This window comes from Haloarcula sp. CBA1127 (assembly GCF_001485575.1).
Classification (GTDB): domain Archaea; phylum Halobacteriota; class Halobacteria; order Halobacteriales; family Haloarculaceae; genus Haloarcula.
Genome location: NZ_BCNB01000006.1, coordinates 237,969 through 255,037, shown reverse-complemented (window position 1 = coordinate 255,037; position 17,069 = coordinate 237,969). Strand labels below are relative to the sequence as shown.

The 17,069-nt window shown below is 63.0% G+C and carries 24 protein-coding genes; 15 read left to right on the top strand and 9 right to left on the bottom strand.

Annotation, left to right across the window (positions count from 1 at the left end; translation table 11 throughout):
• Positions 1 to 8 precede the first annotated feature (8 nt).
• The 3 genes from AV059_RS05980 to AV059_RS05970 all read left to right on the top strand — a co-directional run bounded on the left by AV059_RS05980 (position 9) and on the right by AV059_RS05970 (position 3,057).
• Complete coding sequence (locus tag AV059_RS05980; protein ID WP_058993035.1) at positions 9 to 893, top strand: ketopantoate reductase family protein; 885 nt, start codon at positions 9 to 11, stop codon at positions 891 to 893.
• A 223-nt stretch (positions 894 to 1,116) separates the two neighbouring features.
• The gene (dgoD, locus tag AV059_RS05975; protein WP_058993033.1) at positions 1,117 to 2,292 is read left to right on the top strand and encodes a galactonate dehydratase; all 1,176 of its coding nucleotides are present in this window, start codon (positions 1,117 to 1,119) and stop codon (positions 2,290 to 2,292) included.
• 105 nt (positions 2,293 to 2,397) lie between these two features.
• Positions 2,398 to 3,057: a DUF502 domain-containing protein gene (locus AV059_RS05970; protein WP_058993031.1), complete on the top strand. Its 660-nt coding sequence runs from the start codon at positions 2,398 to 2,400 to the stop codon at positions 3,055 to 3,057.
• Between the two features lie 20 nt (positions 3,058 to 3,077).
• Here AV059_RS05970 and AV059_RS05965 read toward each other — a convergent pair whose 3' ends face one another.
• On the bottom strand, positions 3,078 to 4,010 hold the full coding sequence (locus tag AV059_RS05965; protein ID WP_004964767.1) for a branched-chain amino acid transaminase: 933 nt from the start codon (positions 4,008 to 4,010) through the stop codon (positions 3,078 to 3,080).
• 214 nt (positions 4,011 to 4,224) lie between these two features.
• Between AV059_RS05965 and AV059_RS05960 the strand changes: the two genes are divergently transcribed.
• A complete protein-coding gene (locus AV059_RS05960) occupies positions 4,225 to 4,455 on the top strand; it encodes a hypothetical protein (RefSeq protein WP_058993028.1) in 231 nt (76 codons plus the stop codon).
• A gap of 130 nt (positions 4,456 to 4,585) precedes the next feature.
• Here AV059_RS05960 and ribB read toward each other — a convergent pair whose 3' ends face one another.
• From ribB to twy1, 3 genes are all read right to left on the bottom strand, one after another.
• Positions 4,586 to 5,260 (bottom strand): 3,4-dihydroxy-2-butanone-4-phosphate synthase, encoded by a 675-nt coding sequence (gene ribB, locus AV059_RS05955; RefSeq protein ID WP_058993026.1) that lies wholly within the window; start codon positions 5,258 to 5,260, stop codon positions 4,586 to 4,588.
• A complete protein-coding gene (locus AV059_RS05950) occupies positions 5,247 to 5,945 on the bottom strand; it encodes a DUF120 domain-containing protein (RefSeq protein ID WP_004964760.1) in 699 nt (232 codons plus the stop codon). Before AV059_RS05950 ends, ribB begins: the two co-directional genes overlap by 14 nt.
• A gap of 190 nt (positions 5,946 to 6,135) precedes the next feature.
• Complete coding sequence (twy1, locus tag AV059_RS05945; protein WP_058993024.1) at positions 6,136 to 7,119, bottom strand: 4-demethylwyosine synthase TYW1; 984 nt, start codon at positions 7,117 to 7,119, stop codon at positions 6,136 to 6,138.
• Between the two features lie 134 nt (positions 7,120 to 7,253).
• Here twy1 and AV059_RS22000 point away from each other — a divergent pair, with 134 nt between their 5' ends.
• Entirely contained in the window at positions 7,254 to 8,111 is an 858-nt protein-coding gene (locus tag AV059_RS22000; RefSeq protein WP_154021008.1) for a hypothetical protein, read from the top strand.
• Between the two features lie 331 nt (positions 8,112 to 8,442).
• Here AV059_RS22000 and AV059_RS21995 read toward each other — a convergent pair whose 3' ends face one another.
• Both AV059_RS21995 and AV059_RS22300 read right to left on the bottom strand, forming a co-directional pair.
• Positions 8,443 to 8,619 carry a hypothetical protein gene (locus AV059_RS21995; protein WP_154021007.1) on the bottom strand — a complete coding sequence of 59 codons (177 nt, stop codon included), beginning with the start codon at positions 8,617 to 8,619 and terminating at the stop codon, positions 8,443 to 8,445.
• Positions 8,620 to 8,704: 85 nt separating this feature from the next.
• The gene (locus tag AV059_RS22300; RefSeq protein ID WP_004964745.1) at positions 8,705 to 8,842 is read right to left on the bottom strand and encodes a hypothetical protein; all 138 of its coding nucleotides are present in this window, start codon (positions 8,840 to 8,842) and stop codon (positions 8,705 to 8,707) included.
• Between the two features lie 143 nt (positions 8,843 to 8,985).
• On the opposite strand from AV059_RS22300, the gene AV059_RS05930 reads away from it, so the two are divergent.
• A complete protein-coding gene (locus AV059_RS05930) occupies positions 8,986 to 9,153 on the top strand; it encodes a zinc ribbon domain-containing protein (protein WP_058993016.1) in 168 nt (55 codons plus the stop codon).
• Positions 9,154 to 9,180: 27 nt separating this feature from the next.
• On the opposite strand, the gene AV059_RS05925 is transcribed toward AV059_RS05930, so the two are convergent.
• A complete protein-coding gene (locus tag AV059_RS05925; RefSeq protein ID WP_058993014.1) occupies positions 9,181 to 9,753 on the bottom strand; it encodes a peroxidase-related enzyme in 573 nt (190 codons plus the stop codon).
• 147 nt (positions 9,754 to 9,900) lie between these two features.
• Here AV059_RS05925 and AV059_RS05920 point away from each other — a divergent pair, with 147 nt between their 5' ends.
• Positions 9,901 to 10,374: a DUF6789 family protein gene (locus AV059_RS05920; protein WP_058993012.1), complete on the top strand. Its 474-nt coding sequence runs from the start codon at positions 9,901 to 9,903 to the stop codon at positions 10,372 to 10,374.
• 16 nt (positions 10,375 to 10,390) lie between these two features.
• Here AV059_RS05920 and AV059_RS05915 read toward each other — a convergent pair whose 3' ends face one another.
• Complete coding sequence (locus tag AV059_RS05915) at positions 10,391 to 10,915, bottom strand: helix-turn-helix domain-containing protein (protein WP_058993011.1); 525 nt, start codon at positions 10,913 to 10,915, stop codon at positions 10,391 to 10,393.
• A 145-nt stretch (positions 10,916 to 11,060) separates the two neighbouring features.
• Here AV059_RS05915 and AV059_RS05910 point away from each other — a divergent pair, with 145 nt between their 5' ends.
• From AV059_RS05910 to AV059_RS05885, 6 genes are all read left to right on the top strand, one after another.
• Positions 11,061 to 11,435, top strand: coding sequence for a NifU family protein (locus tag AV059_RS05910; protein WP_058993009.1), 375 nt, complete (start codon positions 11,061 to 11,063; stop codon positions 11,433 to 11,435).
• Positions 11,436 to 11,577: 142 nt separating this feature from the next.
• Positions 11,578 to 12,123, top strand: a complete 546-nt coding sequence (locus AV059_RS05905; RefSeq protein ID WP_058993007.1) for a CDP-2,3-bis-(O-geranylgeranyl)-sn-glycerol synthase — start codon at positions 11,578 to 11,580, stop codon at positions 12,121 to 12,123.
• Positions 12,124 to 12,185: 62 nt separating this feature from the next.
• On the top strand, positions 12,186 to 12,458 hold the full coding sequence (locus AV059_RS05900) for a hypothetical protein (protein ID WP_058993005.1): 273 nt from the start codon (positions 12,186 to 12,188) through the stop codon (positions 12,456 to 12,458).
• A gap of 56 nt (positions 12,459 to 12,514) precedes the next feature.
• Entirely contained in the window at positions 12,515 to 13,678 is a 1,164-nt protein-coding gene (hemC, locus tag AV059_RS05895) for a hydroxymethylbilane synthase (RefSeq protein WP_058993002.1), read from the top strand.
• Positions 13,675 to 14,436, top strand: a complete 762-nt coding sequence (gene cobA / locus AV059_RS05890) for a uroporphyrinogen-III C-methyltransferase (protein ID WP_058993000.1) — start codon at positions 13,675 to 13,677, stop codon at positions 14,434 to 14,436. The genes hemC and cobA overlap by 4 nt, the downstream gene beginning before the upstream one ends.
• A complete protein-coding gene (locus AV059_RS05885) occupies positions 14,436 to 15,224 on the top strand; it encodes a uroporphyrinogen-III synthase (protein WP_058992998.1) in 789 nt (262 codons plus the stop codon). The genes cobA and AV059_RS05885 overlap by 1 nt, the downstream gene beginning before the upstream one ends.
• A 31-nt stretch (positions 15,225 to 15,255) precedes the next feature.
• On the opposite strand, the gene AV059_RS05880 is transcribed toward AV059_RS05885, so the two are convergent.
• On the bottom strand, positions 15,256 to 15,981 hold the full coding sequence (locus tag AV059_RS05880) for a PspA/IM30 family protein (protein WP_058992996.1): 726 nt from the start codon (positions 15,979 to 15,981) through the stop codon (positions 15,256 to 15,258).
• A 216-nt stretch (positions 15,982 to 16,197) separates the two neighbouring features.
• Between AV059_RS05880 and AV059_RS05875 the strand changes: the two genes are divergently transcribed.
• Both AV059_RS05875 and AV059_RS05870 read left to right on the top strand, forming a co-directional pair.
• Positions 16,198 to 16,452, top strand: coding sequence for a hypothetical protein (locus AV059_RS05875; protein WP_058992994.1), 255 nt, complete (start codon positions 16,198 to 16,200; stop codon positions 16,450 to 16,452).
• A 1-nt stretch (position 16,453) separates the two neighbouring features.
• Positions 16,454 to 17,011 (top strand): hypothetical protein, encoded by a 558-nt coding sequence (locus AV059_RS05870; RefSeq protein ID WP_058992992.1) that lies wholly within the window; start codon positions 16,454 to 16,456, stop codon positions 17,009 to 17,011.
• Positions 17,012 to 17,069: the final 58 nt, after the last annotated feature.

Here is a 17,069-nt window from a genome sequence, read left to right as displayed (position 1 = left end):
CCGTCGGTATGGATATCGTCGTCGTCGGGGCCGGGAGCCTCGGCAGCCTCGTCGGTGGCCTGCTCGCGCGCGAACACGACGTGACGCTCGTGGGCCGGGAGCCACACGTCAGCGCCGTTACCGAGAACGGCCTTTCGGTGGTCGGGAGCGAGGAGTTTCGGGTCCACCCGAACGCACAGACGGCGATGCCGGAACGTGCCGACCTCGCGCTGGTGACGGTCAAGGCCTACGACACCGCTGCCGTTGCGACGGACCTCGCGGACTGCACCCTCGACGCCTGTCTCTCGCTGCAGAACGGAATGGGCAACGAGTCGCAGTTGGCCGCTGCACTTGACTGTCCGGTGCTGGCGGGGACGTGCTCCTACGGTGCACGGCTGCAAGAGCCGGGAACTGTCGCGTTCACCGGCCGCGGCGAAGTCGTGCTGGGGGACCGCGACGGCGGCCGGTCCGCAGTCGCCGACGATGTCGGAGCGGCGTTCCGTGCGGCCGGCATCGAGACGACCGTTGCGGCGGATATGCCGACTCGCCTCTGGGAGAAACTCGCAGTCAACGCCGGCATCAACGCGGTGACAGCGCTCGCTCGCGTGGAGAACGGCGCGCTGTCCGACTCGCCGGCCGACACCATCGCGGCGGACGCCGCCCGGGAAACGGCCGCCGTCGCCCGCGAGCAGGGTATCGCCCTCCCCGACGAGCGTGCGGTGTCGCTCGTCAAGCGTGTCGTCGACGACACCGCCGCCAACCACTCGTCGATGTATCAGGACATCTCGGCCGGCCGACAGACGGAAATCGACGCCATCAACGGGTACGTCGCCGAGGCTGCGGCCGAGCGGGTCCCGGTCAACGAGACGCTTGCCGCGCTCGTCAGTACGTGGGAGCGCCACCGTGAGCAGTAACTAGCCGAAACTGACCGCTACCGATGTGATAGCGGACGGTCTGCGCTGCTCACTGACACCGAGATATCGGCGCTGACGGCCGTTCTGGAATCACACAATGACTATATACACGTCTCCTATGTGTGTCTCACATGACTCCACACACCGACGGAGCACGGTTCGAAACGTCGCGTACTGCTCTTGAGGGGACTGATCTGCATGGCACAGTGCGGAGGACACCGGCATGACAGCCGACGGCGCGGGTGGGAACCGTATCGTCGACTACGAACTGTTCGAGGTGCCGCCCCGGTGGCTCTTCCTTCGACTGGAGACGGCCGACGGCACCGTCGGCTGGGGCGAACCCGTCGTCGAGGGACGGGCCCACACCGTGCGCGCGGCCGTCGAGGAACTGCTCGACAGCTATCTCGTTGGCGAAAACCCCGAAAACATTCAGGACCACTGGCAAGCGATGTACCGCGGCGGCTTCTACCGCGGCGGCCCGGTCCTGATGTCCGCCATTGCCGGCATCGACCAGGCGCTGTGGGACATCAAGGGGAAGCAACTCGGCGCGCCCGTCCACCAGCTACTGGGCGGGCAGGCCCGGGACCGGATTCGGGTGTACCAGTGGATCGGCGGCGACGAACCCTCCGACGTAGCCAGCGCCGCTCAGGAGCAGGTCGACGCTGGGTTCACGGCGCTGAAAATGAACGCGACGCCCGAAATCGAGCGTGTCGACACCCCGGCCACGGTCGAGGCCGCCGCCACCCGGCTCCGGGAGGTCAGGGAGGCCGTCGGTCCCGAGGTTGACATCGGCGTCGACTTCCACGGTCGTGTCACGAAGCCGATGGTCAAGCGGCTGGCGTCCGCGCTGGAGCCCTACGAGCCGATGTTCATCGAGGAGCCGGTGTTGCCCGAACACAACGACGCGCTGCCGGCGCTTGCGGCCCACACTGACATCCCGATTGCGACCGGCGAGCGGATGTACTCGCGCTGGGACTACAAGGAGGTGTTCGAGGACGGTGCCGTCGACGTGATTCAGCCGGACCTCTCCCACGCCGGCGGCATCACCGAGGTGTACAAGATCGCGTCGATGGCCGAGGCCTACGATGTGGCGATGGCCCCCCACTGCCCGCTCGGCCCGGTCGCCTTGGCGTCGTGTGTTCAGGTCGACGCCTGCTCGCCAAACGCACTCATTCAGGAGCAGAGCATCGACATCCACTACAACGAGACCACCGACGTGCTGGACTACCTCGCCGACCCGTCGGTGTTTGACTACGAGGACGGGTTCGTCACCGTACCCACCGACTCCGGCCTCGGAATCGAGATTGACGAGGCGTTCCTCCGAGAGCAGTCCCAGCAGGAGATCGACTGGCACAACCCCGTCTGGCGACACGACGACGGCAGCGTCGCCGAGTGGTAGTCCGGTCGCAGTACCCCGTTGCACACCCCTGTCAGAACTGGTGGGTAACAGCACGAACACGCACCAAAGGAAAGGGCTCATATCCCGCGCCCGATACGTACCTGTATGGCCTCCTCAACGTCGTGGAAGCGCGATTTCGCGAGCGGCCTTATTATCCTGCTGCCGCTTCTCGTGACAGCATACGTCATTCTCTATCTCTACTCTATTCTCGCGTCCGCAGCGGTTATCGACGCCATTGACAGCCAGTTGCTGTCAACGCTGGGACTCCCTTCGGGAGAGCCGTCTGTTGAACTCGCCCGGGTGTTCACGACGCTGATTATCTTTATCCTCATCGTATTCTCTATCGGCTATCTGATGCGGACGGCCTTCGGCGATATTGTCGAACGCGCAATCGATGACGCGATGAACCACGTGCCTGGCCTCCGGGTGGTGTACAACGCCTCGAAGATGGCGGTCGAGACGGCTGTCGGGGGAACCGAAGACCTCCAGGCGCCGGTGAAACTCGAAGTGTGGGATGGAATGCGGATGACGGCGTTCAAAACGGGACAGACCACCGACGACGGCCGTGAGGTACTCTTCCTGCCGACGGCGCCGAACATCACGACCGGCTACGTCGTCGAGGTCGAACCGCACCGCTACGAGGAAATCGATGAACGCGTCGAAGAAGCGCTGACGCGCATTCTCAGCGCCGGCTTCGGCGACACGGACCGTAGTAACGCGACGCCGATTCCGGTCGCCGACGAGGACGACCTCGCGGACGATTAACAGCGCCGCTCACCGCGCTTTCAGACGTAGTGGAACCACTCTTCGCGGTCGCCGCTCTCGATCACGTCGAAGAAGGCCGACTGAAGCTCATCAGTGACCGGCCCTTTCGTCCCCTCGCCAATCTCGTTGTCGTCAACGCTCCGGATGGGGGTGACCTCCGCCGCTGTACCGGTGAAGAACAGTTCGTCGGCGGTGTACAGTTCGCCACGGGAGATGGTCGCCTCTTCGTGGACGGTGTACCCCATCTCCTCGGCGAGCGTGATTGCGGTGTTGCGGGTGATGCCTTCAAGGATACTCTCGGCCAGCCCGGGTGTGTAGATTTCGCCGTCCCGGACCATGAAGATGTTCTCGCCGGGGCCTTCGGCGACGTTGCCCTCCTTGTTCAGGACGATGGCCTCGGTGTAGCCGTTCCGGCGGGCCTCCTCGCCGGCGAGCATGCTGTTGACGTACAGCCCCGTGGTCTTGATGTTGGTCGGAATCTGGCTGGAGGCGTGCTTGCGCCAAGACGACACCATCACGTCGACGCCCTCCTCCAGCGCTTCCTCGCCCAGATACGCGCCCCACGGCCACGCTGCGATGGTGGTCTTCGTCGGGCAGTCTTTCGGGCTCACGCCAAGCGAGTCGAAGCCGTAGTAGACGATGGGGCGGATGTAACACGACTCGAATCCTTCCGTCTCGATGAGTTCCGTCGTCGCCTCGGTGAGTTCGTCCTTGCTGAACTCGATGTCGAGGTCGTAGGGTTTCGCGGACTTGTACAGGCGGTCTAAGTGTTCCTCCCAGCGGAAAATTGCCGGACCCTGTTCAGTGTCGTAACAGCGAACACCCTCGAAAACGCCGGTCCCATAGTGCAGCGCGTGGGTAAGGACGTGGGTCTGTGCGTCCTCGAAGTCGACGAACTCGCCGTCCATCCAGATGCGGTCGGTCCCCTCGAACATCTCCGGACGGTCGCTCATCGCACGACCCCTCCGGTGAGCTGACAGTCGCGGTGCCCGCGGGTGGTGCCTCCTGCTGTCTCGTCGTGTTTCATATCTACCCCATTGATTCCCTTGGTTAAGAGTGTTGACGATACCCCCGCGGGTCAGGATCGCGCTGCCTGACACGTCCAGTACGGATCACTGTTCCCGTGAGCGCAAACGCTTTAGTGAAATCTGGTCGTCTGCACCGCATATGTCCTCCCTGAAGCGGTCGCTCCACCGTAGCGTCGCTGTTCTGTTGCTGCCGCTGAGCCTGCTCCTGATTCAGACCGAGGTCATCACGCGCAATCTCTCCGGTGTCGTCGAGTCACCGGTCCCTGCGCTCTCTCGGGCCGTAGGTATCGCGTTGTTCACTGGAGCGGTGCTGTACCTCGCCGTCAGCGGTCTCAGACAACTTGCCGCGGCCGCGGATACACCCTTCTGACTCGAACTCCGATTCGGTTCCGTGGGGACAAACAGTAGCTGCTCGCTTCTCGCGCTGTCGGACGTCGGTCCCGCAACAATCCTATTGCTACGGAGTGGCGACAACGCTGCCTCGGCTACAGCCGCCAGTCTCAGTCGAACCGCTCTAGCAGGCTGGCACCTTCGACGTACACGAGCCCCTCGCGGTCGGCGTAGGCCCGTGCTGCTGCCGGGGGCAGCGCTGCACCCGTCTCGTCGTCCAACATCTCACAGACGACGGCGGCCTCGGGCTGGTCGGCCGCGGTCGCGAGCGCGAGCGCGAGTTCAGTGTGACCTTCACGGTCGGAGAGGCCGTCCGGGGCTGCCCGGAGAAGGTGAACGTGGCCCGGTGACCGGAAGGCATCGCTGAACGCGTCCGGGTCTGGGTCCGCCGCGACAGTGGCCAGTTCCTGAATTGTCAGCGAGCGGTCGTCGTCGGTGATGCCAGTAAAGGTATCGCGGTGGTTCACCGTCAGCGAGAACGAGGAGCGCTCGTCGTACGCGAGGTCGTGGTCGGCCGCTGTCGGGTGGTCGAGGACCTCCTGCATGAAGGGTAGCTCCAGCGCCTCGGCAACGCGGTCCGAGAGCGCGACGCAGACGAGGCCCCCAGCGTCGTTGCGCATCCGGGCGACGGCTTCGGGGGTGACGGCTCCGGCCGGGTAGACGAGGTCCGTCTCACCCTCACGGTCGGCGGCGTCGTGGATCAGCACCGGCTCGCCGCGGGCGAAGGCGGCGACGGCGTCGGTCACACTGTCGGCGTCGACGGCGGTCTCCTCACTCCGAGACATGCACGATCACCTCGTCACCGTCGGCCAGTTCCAGCACCTCGCGGAGCTTCTCGGGCGCGATTACTTCGAGCTGTTCCTCGCCGTGGTGGGTTCGCTCGGGAGCGATGACGTGGGCCGGCTCGTACTCGCCGTCGCTCCCCTCTATCGATGCGGGATAGCAGTACGCGGGACCGTACGTCCGCTCGTCGTCCTCCCAGCCCTCGATGGTGACCGGCTCGATAGCGCTCATCCGCGCTCGCTTGCGGACGCTTTCGGCCGTGAGTTCGAGATTGAGCGTGCCGGCAAAGGGCTCGTACCCCAGCCGTTCGATGAACTGCTCCATGTAGCCCGGCAACGTGATGTAGTGGCGACCCTCGCCCATCCCCGAGGTGACGACGCCGGTCAGGTCGACGCTGGCGTCGGATTCGAAGATCCGTCGGTAGTCAGCGTATTCGGACTGGAGGCGTCGTTCGCCGTCTCCGGTCAGTTCGACCTCTTGCCCGTCACTGACGATATCCCGGGCCAGCAGCCCGGCGTCTTCGAGCCGCTGGAGCCGCCGCGAGGCGGTCTGGTTCGAGGCGTCCAGCCGTTCGGCGAGATCGGCACAGGACACCTTCGTCGACTCGTCGAGCGCACCGTCGAGGGCGAGCAGTTTCAGCGTCGCCAGCTCGTCCCGACCGACGCCCTGTCCCGTTGATTCAGCCATGCGCTGCAGTAGGGATTCCCGCCGGATAAGCATACCGAAGGTGGAATGCATTCCACTTTTGGAACGGAGAGAAACTGAGACAGGGTTGGTCCTGAAAGCGCGTTTTACCGTTTGTGCTGGATACAATTTAACCCGCTGCCTAACACGTTCAGCCACATCACACTGCTGTGATGAGTTCCGGTCCGTCGCCTCAATACTCCACGAGCGCGTCCCGTTCCCAGAACTCGCTCGATTTCTCCAGTTTCGGGACCCACGTGTTCTCATCCTCGGCGAGCATCGTCACACGGGAGTCTTCGACTTCCTTCAGGACGTCGTGGTTGGGGAGGTACTCGCTCATCTCCCGTGTGAACTCCCGGACCTCGCTGTGGTCGGGCATCGAGTCGCGGTCGAGACGGCCCCGCGAGTGGCCGACGTGCATGTACGCCTTCATCTCGACGAAGTCCGCGTCGGCCCGGTCACACATCGCTGCGTACCACTCGGGGTGGTGCATATTGTGGCCCTTGACCAGCGTCGTTCGGATGACGGTGCGGGTGTCGTCTTTCTCGGCCAGCACGTCCAGCGTGTCGATGAGCGAGTCCCAGGCGTCGTCCTCCATCGCCTGCACCGTCGAATCGAACGTCTGTCGGTCGGCGGCGTCGACGGAGACGTACAGCTGGGTCGGGTCACACTGCTCCAGCATCTCCGTGTTGGTCCCGTTAGAGACGAGGAACGTGGTGATGTCGCGCTCGTGGAACTCCTCAATGAGTTCTGGCAGGTGCGGGTAGAGCGTGGGTTCGCCGTCCAGCGAGATAGCAACGTGGCGCGGCTCCATCGCCTGGTCGAACACCTCACGCGGGACTTCGTCGTTGCCGCCGAAGCCGGAGAGGAGTTTCCGCTGGAGTTCCACGGAGGCGTCGGCAACCGCCGCAGGGTCGTCCCACTCCACGTCGCCGAGTTCGTAGGCGTGGCCGGCGTGGTCGCGCCAGCAGAACACGCACCGCTCGTTGCATTTCACCACCGGCGTCATCTGGATGCAGCGGTGGGACTCGATACCGTAGAAAATGTACTTGTAACACTTCCCCTCGCCGCGGAGGGCGTTTTTCGTCCAGCCGCAGGTCTGGGCGGCCGTGTGGTTCTCGCTGTGGTAGGCCGGGTCCGAGACCTGCTTCGGACCGCCAGCTTCGCTATCGCTCATACTCCCCGCGTTTGTGGGCTGTACTCAAAAGGTGTGCGCTAACCTTGGCCTAGATTCACGTTGCGAATTGGATCCGGAATATTCCTTGTAGGCCTCCACGTAGTTTATGACAGAGTGTCGCCCACAATGAGTGTATGACTAACAGGCTCCCATATCACGAAAAGCGAGAGGATTTGGTGCTTTCTTTGTGTTATATTACTCCATCACGGGAGCGTGCTGAGGGAATTGTAGCGGATAAAGAGTTAGAAGCGGAGGATGCCACTCGTGTTGTGACTAACATCGAGCGGCATGATTTCGACAATGAAGTATACGCTGTATATGCTGCGGAATCACACCCCCGGCAGTTCCCTGACGGCTGGGAACGGGGACTCTCTGACAGTGAAATTGTACTGGTCGATTCGGTGATCAACACGTTCCGTGGTGTTCAACAAGAATGGGATAAACGTGGTGCACCACTCAACTACTATAAGCAGCCTGACCCAGCTCGCATCAGTGATGCGTTTGATGATGTTCGCTGGCGGCAAGATGTTGAGATCGTTGGTGGCGAAATTATGTCTTCGCTCATCAAGAAACATGCATTACCGAATGCAAATCATCGCACAGCGGTTGCATATCTCCGAACTTATCTCCAATCCGTGGCAGAAACTACGGACCCAGATTTCATTCCGGCTGGTAACTATCAAGGAGATTGGCACGATTGGGCAAGAAAGCATGTCCATGAATCTAAGCGGTTGCTGTTGCTGCGGCGGAAACCAGATCTACTTCAATACGCTAAGTCGGTTGGGGTCGACAAACTATATCGAAAATCAGGTATAGAGATTGACCTTTCTGCACACGATTTTGAGGGGCAAGATGTTCACTCAATGGCCAATGAAGGGCACCGTAATCGGTGCATTCAGTTTGCGGCCGATCTAATTGAACGTAGCGAGCATCAAGAAGTGAAGGACAGAATAGATGATGGAAGAAGGGCGTTTGTTGACCGATTGCAATAAGCTAATCTGGAAGAATAGCGGCTTCTTGTCCCTTTTCGAACGTCTGCTTGCTGAGATCGGAGCGTTCTCCGACACGCTTTGCTACTCGATCAAGCTCCGTGTCTTCAGGCATATACTATCGTTCGGGCTACCCCACGTTAAGGTTACGGCTCGTTTATGCAACCCGATATAAGTAAACTATTGACTACTCTACCATCCTGATTTGTCCTCGTGTTTGCCGCATACTCAATCTCGTTCTAACTGCAGTAATGCATCCAGCAGCCAGCCGCGGAATTGGGTGTTGCGTGGAGGTTTACTATACGCTAATGTAAGGGTATATCTCCACCCACGATTAGCCCTGATCAACACAGACTTGCTCGCTAACGTCGAACTCTAAGCCGCGTGCGGAGAACCCCTGTGCAATCTCCTGTTTCTGTGCTGGTGTCAGATCGTCACGGGCAAGGACAGCTTGAACAGCCTCCACCGGCGTGGAAACGTTGTCACAGGCATAGGCCGCGGCGTCGCTCATTGGAGACGGGGTCGACAGCCAGCGGCAAAAACTCCTGGATGTCACATCTCAGCCGCGATACGTCCGGACCGCGTCCTCAGTCGGCTCAGGTCAGCTTGACGATGGGGTTGCTCATATGGTGGCCGACAACGTTGCCGTTCTCCATGATCCGGTCGTAGCCATCGTCGTCAACTTCGATCCGCGTTTCGCTGTCCTTCTGCATCAGATAGAGTGTTTTGTTCATACACCTGTGGATGACCCTGATAGGCAAGACCAGAACTACTAGGTGTATAGATACGCGCTGTGATGTATGCTATATGTATCAAACCACGCCGGAAATGTATCTCAGCCGGAAGATTTTGGGGGTTCGACGTTGAGTGCACTAGTATGGGTGTGCTTGACACGGTATCGGAGCTGTTTGGCTCCGGAGAACAACACTACAGGTTCCGCTGTGATGACTGCGGGACCGAGTTCGCACAGCGCGCGGTAACAGTTGCGGACCTGACCTGTCCGGAGTGTGGCGCTGACACGGTGCGGCCGGCCGAAGCGGCGTGAGAGCAGGCGGCCAGCACGCCGGCCATATCAGCGGCCCAGGTTGTAGAACTCGTCGTTCGGGCGGATGTCGGCGAGCTGTGCGAGGCGGTTCGAGAGGTTGAAGAAGGCCGCAACGCTGCCGATGTCCCAGATCGTGCGGCGGCTGTAGCCGTGTTCCTCTAGCCGTTCGAGGTCCGCGTCCTCGATACGGGCGGGCGATTCTGTCAGTTTCACCGCGAAGTCGAGCATCGCTTTGTGCGTCTCGTTAATCTCGGCCGTTCGATGGTTCGCGGCGACCTGCTCGGCGAGCTTGGGCGCGTCGGCGTAGATACGCAAGAGCGCGCCGTGGGCGACAATACAGTAGAGGCAGTCGTTGACGCCGCTGACGGCGACGATAATCATCTCGACCTCTTCTCGTTCGAGCGCCGTCTCCTCGACCAGCGCGTCGTGGTACGCGAAGAACGCCCGGAAATGTGAGGGTCGATACGCCATCGCCGGGAAGATGTTCGGCGTGAAGCCGGCGCGGTCGGTTTCCTCTGCGATACGCTCCTGCAGGTCCTCAGGGAGGTTGTCGATGTCCGGGGTATCGAACCGAGCCATCACTGTGTCGGAGTCTGCCATACCACCTGTCCGTCCGGCCCCGGCTTGAAACTTGGTTGCCTGCCTGTCCATGCCGGCGAGAGCCGGTGTATAGTTCTTGCGGGGACGTGCCACGAGGTCGAACAGCCACGCCGGCTCTTTTGCTAGACGGTGTGACCGTTCGTATGCATGTCAACGACAACAGAAACGACACAGACGTACGATGTCAGTACCGGCAACTGGAAAGCCGGCGTTCTCGGCGGTATCGCCGGCAGCGCCGTCATGGGCGCGTTGATTCTCGTGATGAACACCGCGACGCTCGCCGTCGCAATCCCGTCCCTGTACGGGCTCGCACCGCCGCCGAGCCCGGCGGCTGGTCTCGTCGTCCACCTCTCGCACGGCGCTGTGATGGGTGTGCTGTTCGCTGGGTTCGCGAGGGTCCTCAGTCTGGAATCGTCCGGCAAACTGCTTGGGCTCGGGGTCGGCTGGGGCGTCGCTACCTGGGTACTCTTCGCCGCGCTCGTGATGCCGGTCTGGCTCAGCGCGGTCGGCTCGCCGGCCTCACCGCCGTTCCCGAACTTTGCACCGCCGTCGCTGCTGTGGCACGTCGTCTACGGTGCTGTCCTCGCGGTCGTCTACGCTGTGACTGCCGACCGCATCTGAGGCGATTGGCTCGCAGTTACTGCTCCTGAAACACGGTCCACTGCCGCTCGTCGGTTTCGGCGTCGGCTATCGCCTCGACCTTCTCACGTTGCAGGTCGTCCAGCTGCGCGGTCGCCAGCCGAACCCACGACAGGAACGCCCCGCGGAGCCGCTCACGCACTACTTCCGGCGGCTGTGGCGTGTAGACGTACACGTGCCCACCTGCCGGCCTGATTCGGCGGCGCTTCTCGACGACGCCGAACGCCGCGAGATGGTTGAGATGGCGTGCGACGACGCTCCGGTCGTAGCCGATCTGTTCGGCCAGTGCCGCCACGGTCAACTCACCGCCTTCCATCACGCAGAGACAGATGTCCAGCTCGGTCCCGGACATATCGAAGACCGTTTTGAGCAGCGTTTCCAGTGACGGCTCGCTGACCGCCGTCTCCTCTATCTCGGTCGCCGTCATCGGCTCGCTACAGCACTCCGGGCGATTGTCGCCGATGCCGATGCCGCCGCAGGTCTCACACTCGAACAGCTGTGGTCCGTCAGCGGGGGGTGTCATAGGACGGGCTACTCGCCCCGGCGGTAGAAGTTTCAGGTATGTTCAAGGTAACTACGGGCAGGTGCTCGCGGGTCGCGGTTTCTCGCCCGTCATATAGATGTTAGTCCAAAGGTCTAAGCCCTCCCGGGACGGAATATGATTCACTATGAGCACTGAAACAGAGGACGCCAACGACCTGCGCGAGCGAATCACGAACTTCCTGCGCCGCAACTTCCCCCAGATCCAGATGCACGGCGGAAGCGCGGCCATCGAGGAAATCGACCGCGAGGAAGGCAGCGTCACGATCCGCCTCGGCGGTGCCTGTTCCGGCTGTGGCATCTCGCCGATGACCATTCAGGCCATCAAGACGCGCATGACCAAGGAGATCCCGGAGATCAACGAGGTCACCGCCCGAACTGGGATGGAACAGCAGGAAGGCATGTCCGGCGGTAGCGGCGGCATGAGTCCGTCCTTCCCCGGTGAGTCCCGCGGCGGCGATGTCGGCGGCGACGAAGACGAAGGCCCCGAAGCGCCGTTCTGAGGCCAGTTCTCGATCTTTTTAGACTCGTGACCAGCAACGGGTGTCGGCGTGTCCGTGTGTGTCCCAGAGTCTGTGGCCACTCTCGCTAACCCCACAGCAGCGAGTCACACAGATTAAGACGACGGGGGCAGACGGCGGGGATATGGAGACGGTCGACACGGTCGTCTGGGCGCTGTGGGCGATGTTGCCGGCGTATATCCCGAACAACGCCGCGGTACTCGCCGGTGGCGGCAGACCGATAGACGGTGGCCGAACGTGGGGCGGACGGCGGGTGCTGGGCGACGGCAAGACCTGGCGCGGAACGCTCATCGGTACCGCCGCCGGGACGCTACTCGCGCTCGGACTGACACAGGCCGCGCCTAGCGTGAGCGCCGCACTCGGAACTGATATCCCGACGTTTTCGCTCCGTGCCGGACTCGGACTCGCCTTCGGTGCGATGCTCGGGGACATCGGCGCGTCCTTCCTTAAGCGCCGGACTGGCCGCGAGCGCGGGGCGGCGTTCCCCGGGCTGGACCAACTGGACTTTGTCGTCGGAGCGTTGCTCTGTGCGTTCGTGGCCGCACCGTCGTGGTTCACCGAGACGTTCACGCTCCCGGTGCTGGTCGTGGTTGTCGTCGCGACGCCGGTGCTACACGTCGTGACCAACGGTATCGCCTACCTGCTCGGCCTGAAAAACGAGCCGTGGTAACGCGGCTGGGACTCGCGGACTGCACCACAGAACTACGTGTACCCACCACAAAGCCGTACCCGATGGCCCTGACCAGTTCCCTCCCGGTCGTTAGACGTGCCCCGCCGGTCATTCGACGTGCGATGGCTGCCGGCGTGCTCTGTACGGCGGTCTTTCTGCCAGCCATGTACGTGCTCCTGCACGCGTACGTCGTCCTCACAATCAGCGTCGGTCCCGTCGACACGCTCAACAGACTGATCGATTTCGCCCTCGTCGCCGGCGGCGTGACGGCATTTGTTGGGGGATTCGTTTCACAGTGCGTGCTCGGAACTGTGTCCGCTGAGATGACTGCGTAGCGACATCGAATCGGCGAAGAAGTGCGTTTTTACGCGCTGACCGAGGAGTGTCGGGTATGACAACACGCGGGGAGACACTGCAACTGGCGACGCGGGGCTCTGACCTCGCGTTGCGTCAGGCGGCGACGGTTCGGGATTCGCTGAGCAGTCGCCGACTGTCGGTCGAACTCGTCGAGGTGGAGACGACGGGCGACCAGATACGGGACGAACTCATTCACCGACTGGGGAAAACCGGCGCGTTCGTGCGCAGCCTCGACGAGAAGGTGCTCGACGGCGAACTCGACGCGGCGGTTCACTCGATGAAGGACATGCCGACCGAACGGCCCGAGCGCCTCGTCGTCGCGGCGGTCCCCGAGCGGGCCGCCGCTGAGGACGTGCTGGTGACGCCCGACGGCCGCTCGCTCGAAGAACTGCCCGAGGGCGCGACCGTCGGTACGTCGAGCCTGCGACGCAAGGCGCAGTTGCTCGCCGAGCGCGACGACCTCACCGTGGAACCGCTCCGGGGCAACGTCGATACGCGCCTCGCGAAGCTGTTGGCCCCGTCGCTCCAGCAGGAACACCAGGAGCGACACGAGGCCGAACAGGAGCGGACCGACGACGCCGAGGACTCCGACACCGACGAATCCGACACTGACGAAGAAGAACACCCCTACGACCGCACGGTCGAAGAGTGGTTCGACGACCTCACCGAATTTGAACGGCGGGCAATGGAGCGGGACCCGGACGTAGAATACGACGCCATCGTGCTGGCAAAGGCGGGGCTCCACCGCGCCGGGCTCACGCGCTACGTCGGGATGTCCGACCTTGACCCCGACCAGTTCGTCCCGGCTCCGGGACAGGGCGCATTAGCGGTGACCGCTGTCGACGGCGACCTCGCGCTGGACATCAAAGACCGGCTGGACGACCCTCAGACGCGCGTCGAGACGACCGTTGAGCGGACGATTCTCGAAGAACTCGGCGGTGGCTGTGTCGCGCCCATCGGTGTCCACGCCCAGCTAGAGGGCGGCGTCGTCCACACGCGAGTTCGCGTCCTCTCACAGGACGGCACCGAGGAAGTCTCGGTCGGCCGTGACATCCCGGCTGAGTACCACATCGACGCGGCACAGGACCTCGCAGCGGAACTCGCCGAACAGGGTGCTGACGACCTCATTGCCGAGGCCAAGCGCGACTCGACGGACGCCGATGACGCCTCGGCGGCGCGGGAGGAAGACGAGGAATGACCGATACTGCACCCGGCAAAGTGTATCTGGTCGGCTCCGGTCCTGGCGACCCGGACCTGCTGACGGTCAAGGCGAAGCGCCTGCTGGAGGAGGCAGATGTGGTGCTGCACGACAAGCTCCCCGGCCCGGAAATCATCGGGATGATCCCCGAGGAGAAACGTGAGGACGTGGGCAAACGCGCCGGCGGCGAGTGGACGCCTCAGGAGTACACTAACGCCCGACTGGTCGAACTCGCTGAGGAGGGTAACACCGTCGTCCGGCTGAAAGGCGGCGACTCGATGGTGTTTGGCCGCGGTGGCGAGGAACTGGCTCATCTCGCGGAGAACGGAATTCCCGTCGAGATCGTTCCGGGAATTACGAGCGCTATCGCCGGCCCCGAAGCCGCCGGCATTCCGGTCACGCACCGCGATTACACGTCCTCGGTCTCCTTCGTCACCGGCCACGAGGACCCGACGAAGGACGAATCGGCCGTCGACTGGGAAGCGCTGGCCGCGACCGGCGGCACGCTCGTCGTCCTGATGGGTGTCGGCAAGCTGCCCCAGTACACAGAGGCCCTTCGCGAGGCCGGGATGGACCCTGAAACGCCCGTGGCGCTCGTCGAACGCGCGACCTGGCCGGACCAGCAGGTCGCCACCGGGACGCTCGACACCATCGTCTCCATCCGAGACGAGGCCGGTATCGAACCGCCCGCTATCACCGTCATCGGCGAGGTAGCCGGCGAGCGAGAGCGAGTGGTGGAGTTTCTGGAGGGGTACTAATGCGCGAGAAACCGCGCCTGCGCGTAGCTGCCTTCCGCCCCGACGACGAGCGTCTCGACGACGCGGTCGAACTGCTGGAATCGCTCGGTGCCGACCCGATTCCGGACCCGATGCTGGCCGTCGAACCGGCGACGGCCGACGATGCCGACGGTGATGAAGACGATAGGCCAGTCACGCCCCGTACTGACGCCGACTACGTCGTCCTGACGAGCAAGACTGGCGTCGAACTCGCCGCTGAAGCCGGCTGGGACGCCGGCGAGGCGACGATATGTGCCATCGGCGAGTCGACCGCCGAGGCGCTTCACGAGGCCGGCTACGGCGTCGACATCATCCCCGCCGAGTACTCTTCGACGGGACTCGTCGAAACGCTGTCCGGAGCGGTGGCCGGCACAAGAGTCGAAGTCGCCCGGTCGGACCATGGCTCCGCAGTGCTGACTGACGGGCTGGAGGACGCCGGTGCGTACGTCCATGAAACCGTGCTATACCGGCTGGTCCGTCCGGAAGGGTCGGGCGAGTCCGCGGAGCTGGCCGCAAGCGGGGACCTCGACGCGGCGCTGTTCACGTCCTCGCTCACGGTCGAACACTTCCTCGATGCGGCTGCGGACCTCGGTCTCCGCGAGGCTGCCATCGACGGACTGAACGAGGCAACTGTCGGCGCAATCGGCCAGCCGACGCGAGAGACGGCCGAGGACGCCGGCATCTCGGTCGATGTCGTCCCCGACCAGGCCGACTTCGAGGCGCTGGCCTGCGAGGCTGTCGAGGCGGCCGCTCCGACACACCACGAATAACGGCTCTGTATAGTTTCGACGCCTGCCCGAGCTATTCTGCGGCTTCTTCGACGGCCTCGCGCTCATCCATCTCTGCCCGTAGCGTCGCCAGCTCGTTCTCGACCGCCCGCTCGCTGGAGAGGCGGTCGAGTTCCTGGTCGATGGAGTCGCCATCGTCGAGTACGGATTCAAGCTGGCCGCTCGATTCGAGTTCCTCCAGCGCGGCCGCGCGCGCCTCCATCTGTTCCGTGCGCTCCGTCGCGCGCTCGATGGAGCGGTGCACGTCGGCCATCGTGTCGCCAGCGCCGGTAAACGCCTCCGAGACCCGCGCCGACGCTTCGGCGGCCTGATAGCGGGCTTTCATCGTCTCCTTTTTCGTCCGGAACTGCTCTATCTGGCTGCTGAGTTCGGCCCGCTTGCCGACCAGCCGGTCCTGTGTCCCCTGTAAGTCGTCTATCTGCCCCGTCAGCTCCGTTATCTGGCTGACGTTGACCTGCTTCTTCTCCAGTGCCCGGCGCGTGAGGTCGTCACGACCCTCCTGCAGGGCGGCTCGGGCCTGTGTGTCGTGTTTCTCGACGTTCGACCGCAACCGGGTTCGGTGTATCTCCAGCCGTTTCTTCTGAGTCGTCACGTCGGCGATACCGCGAGTCACGTCCTGCAGTTCGTCCCGCATCTGTTCGTAAGAGTAGTCAAGTTCCGCCGCCGGGTCCGAAGTCCGACTGAGCAGGGCGTTGAGCTTGGCGCGGATGGCGAACGCGAACCGTCGGAGCAGACTCATCGGGACTGCTCCGTTAGGCAGATAACTCGATTCGGCTCCGACTGTGGCTTGGTCGTAACAGCATTCATGTCACAGAGTAGGACTGATGCGGTTATAATAACAGGGTATTACTCAATTTAATACGGGGTTAATCGGCTAAAACGACGGAAATCCGTGACTATTCGACCTTACCGTCTGGCTACTTGATGAGGTGCCGGGAGCAACGAACACGTGAGGATGACACGAACCCTACTGCGCACGGCCGGGACGCTGGCGCTCGCACTGACACTCCTCACTGGAGCGGCCGCGGCCGTACCGACAGCGGACGGGGACGACACGGCGAACGCCGTCAGCCCGCCCGGCGGCTTCCCGGATCAGGTCCCTGACTTCGTGACGGCGATCATCGAAGCGATTCAGGAGTTCCTCGCCGGTGGGAGCGACGCTAGCCCTGGACCGACTGTGAGTGACGTGTCGGTCGAGGACGGTGGCTAACATGAACGGGAAGCTACTCGCTGTCGGTGGCGTCTTCGCACTCTTGCTAGCGGGTGTCGGCGGAGCGTTCGTCGCCGGTATCGGCCCGTTTCAGGCGGAAAGCAGCGGCGAGGCCATCTCGGAGTTCCCGACGGAAACAGCTGAAACCACCGAGAGCGACACCACAACAACCGATACTGGCGATACTGGGGATTCTGACGGCGGCGCGGCCAACACTCCGCCGTTCGCGTTCACCGTCGATTCTATCGAAGAGTGTGGACGGACCTGTCGTGACGTGACTTCCACGCTGACGAACCAGCAGAACAGCACGGCGGATGACATCACCGTCTACACACGGATTTACGCTGGGAACTCCACCGGTGGCGACGTGGTCTGGGAGGGCTCCGAGGACGTCGGGACACTCGAAGCGGACGGATCCTACACCACGACCCGGCGCGTCGATCTGGCGTTCAGTGACGCCTACGCTATCGAACAGGCGGACGGCTGGATAACCATCCGGACAACTGTCGAGACAGCCGACCAGACCGTCACACTCAGCGACCAGCGGAAGGTCGCCTGACCGGGCAGGCCGCTCTACTACGAATGCCCGCGCGTCTGAACGTTTTTATGCCGGAGCG

Excerpts from the sequence above, each read along its gene's own strand:
- AV059_RS05980 (WP_058993035.1), top strand. The coding sequence starts at position 9 with ATGGATATCGTCGTCGTCGGGGCCGGGAGCCTCGGCAGCCTCGTCGGT.
- dgoD (WP_058993033.1), top strand. The coding sequence starts at position 1,117 with ATGACAGCCGACGGCGCGGGTGGGAACCGTATCGTCGACTACGAACTG.
- AV059_RS05970 (WP_058993031.1), top strand. The coding sequence starts at position 2,398 with ATGGCCTCCTCAACGTCGTGGAAGCGCGATTTCGCGAGCGGCCTTATT.
- AV059_RS05965 (WP_004964767.1), bottom strand. The coding sequence starts at position 4,010 with ATGAGCGACCGTCCGGAGATGTTCGAGGGGACCGACCGCATCTGGATG.
- AV059_RS05960 (WP_058993028.1), top strand. The coding sequence starts at position 4,225 with ATGTCCTCCCTGAAGCGGTCGCTCCACCGTAGCGTCGCTGTTCTGTTG.
- ribB (WP_058993026.1), bottom strand. The coding sequence starts at position 5,260 with ATGTCTCGGAGTGAGGAGACCGCCGTCGACGCCGACAGTGTGACCGAC.
- AV059_RS05950 (WP_004964760.1), bottom strand. The coding sequence starts at position 5,945 with ATGGCTGAATCAACGGGACAGGGCGTCGGTCGGGACGAGCTGGCGACG.
- twy1 (WP_058993024.1), bottom strand. The coding sequence starts at position 7,119 with ATGAGCGATAGCGAAGCTGGCGGTCCGAAGCAGGTCTCGGACCCGGCC.
- AV059_RS22000 (WP_154021008.1), top strand. The coding sequence starts at position 7,254 with ATGACTAACAGGCTCCCATATCACGAAAAGCGAGAGGATTTGGTGCTT.
- AV059_RS21995 (WP_154021007.1), bottom strand. The coding sequence starts at position 8,619 with ATGAGCGACGCCGCGGCCTATGCCTGTGACAACGTTTCCACGCCGGTG.
- AV059_RS22300 (WP_004964745.1), bottom strand. The coding sequence starts at position 8,842 with ATGAACAAAACACTCTATCTGATGCAGAAGGACAGCGAAACGCGGATC.
- AV059_RS05930 (WP_058993016.1), top strand. The coding sequence starts at position 8,986 with ATGGGTGTGCTTGACACGGTATCGGAGCTGTTTGGCTCCGGAGAACAA.
- AV059_RS05925 (WP_058993014.1), bottom strand. The coding sequence starts at position 9,753 with ATGGCAGACTCCGACACAGTGATGGCTCGGTTCGATACCCCGGACATC.
- AV059_RS05920 (WP_058993012.1), top strand. The coding sequence starts at position 9,901 with ATGTCAACGACAACAGAAACGACACAGACGTACGATGTCAGTACCGGC.
- AV059_RS05915 (WP_058993011.1), bottom strand. The coding sequence starts at position 10,915 with ATGACACCCCCCGCTGACGGACCACAGCTGTTCGAGTGTGAGACCTGC.
- AV059_RS05910 (WP_058993009.1), top strand. The coding sequence starts at position 11,061 with ATGAGCACTGAAACAGAGGACGCCAACGACCTGCGCGAGCGAATCACG.
- AV059_RS05905 (WP_058993007.1), top strand. The coding sequence starts at position 11,578 with ATGGAGACGGTCGACACGGTCGTCTGGGCGCTGTGGGCGATGTTGCCG.
- AV059_RS05900 (WP_058993005.1), top strand. The coding sequence starts at position 12,186 with ATGGCCCTGACCAGTTCCCTCCCGGTCGTTAGACGTGCCCCGCCGGTC.
- hemC (WP_058993002.1), top strand. The coding sequence starts at position 12,515 with ATGACAACACGCGGGGAGACACTGCAACTGGCGACGCGGGGCTCTGAC.
- cobA (WP_058993000.1), top strand. The coding sequence starts at position 13,675 with ATGACCGATACTGCACCCGGCAAAGTGTATCTGGTCGGCTCCGGTCCT.
- AV059_RS05885 (WP_058992998.1), top strand. The coding sequence starts at position 14,436 with ATGCGCGAGAAACCGCGCCTGCGCGTAGCTGCCTTCCGCCCCGACGAC.
- AV059_RS05880 (WP_058992996.1), bottom strand. The coding sequence starts at position 15,981 with ATGAGTCTGCTCCGACGGTTCGCGTTCGCCATCCGCGCCAAGCTCAAC.
- AV059_RS05875 (WP_058992994.1), top strand. The coding sequence starts at position 16,198 with ATGACACGAACCCTACTGCGCACGGCCGGGACGCTGGCGCTCGCACTG.
- AV059_RS05870 (WP_058992992.1), top strand. The coding sequence starts at position 16,454 with ATGAACGGGAAGCTACTCGCTGTCGGTGGCGTCTTCGCACTCTTGCTA.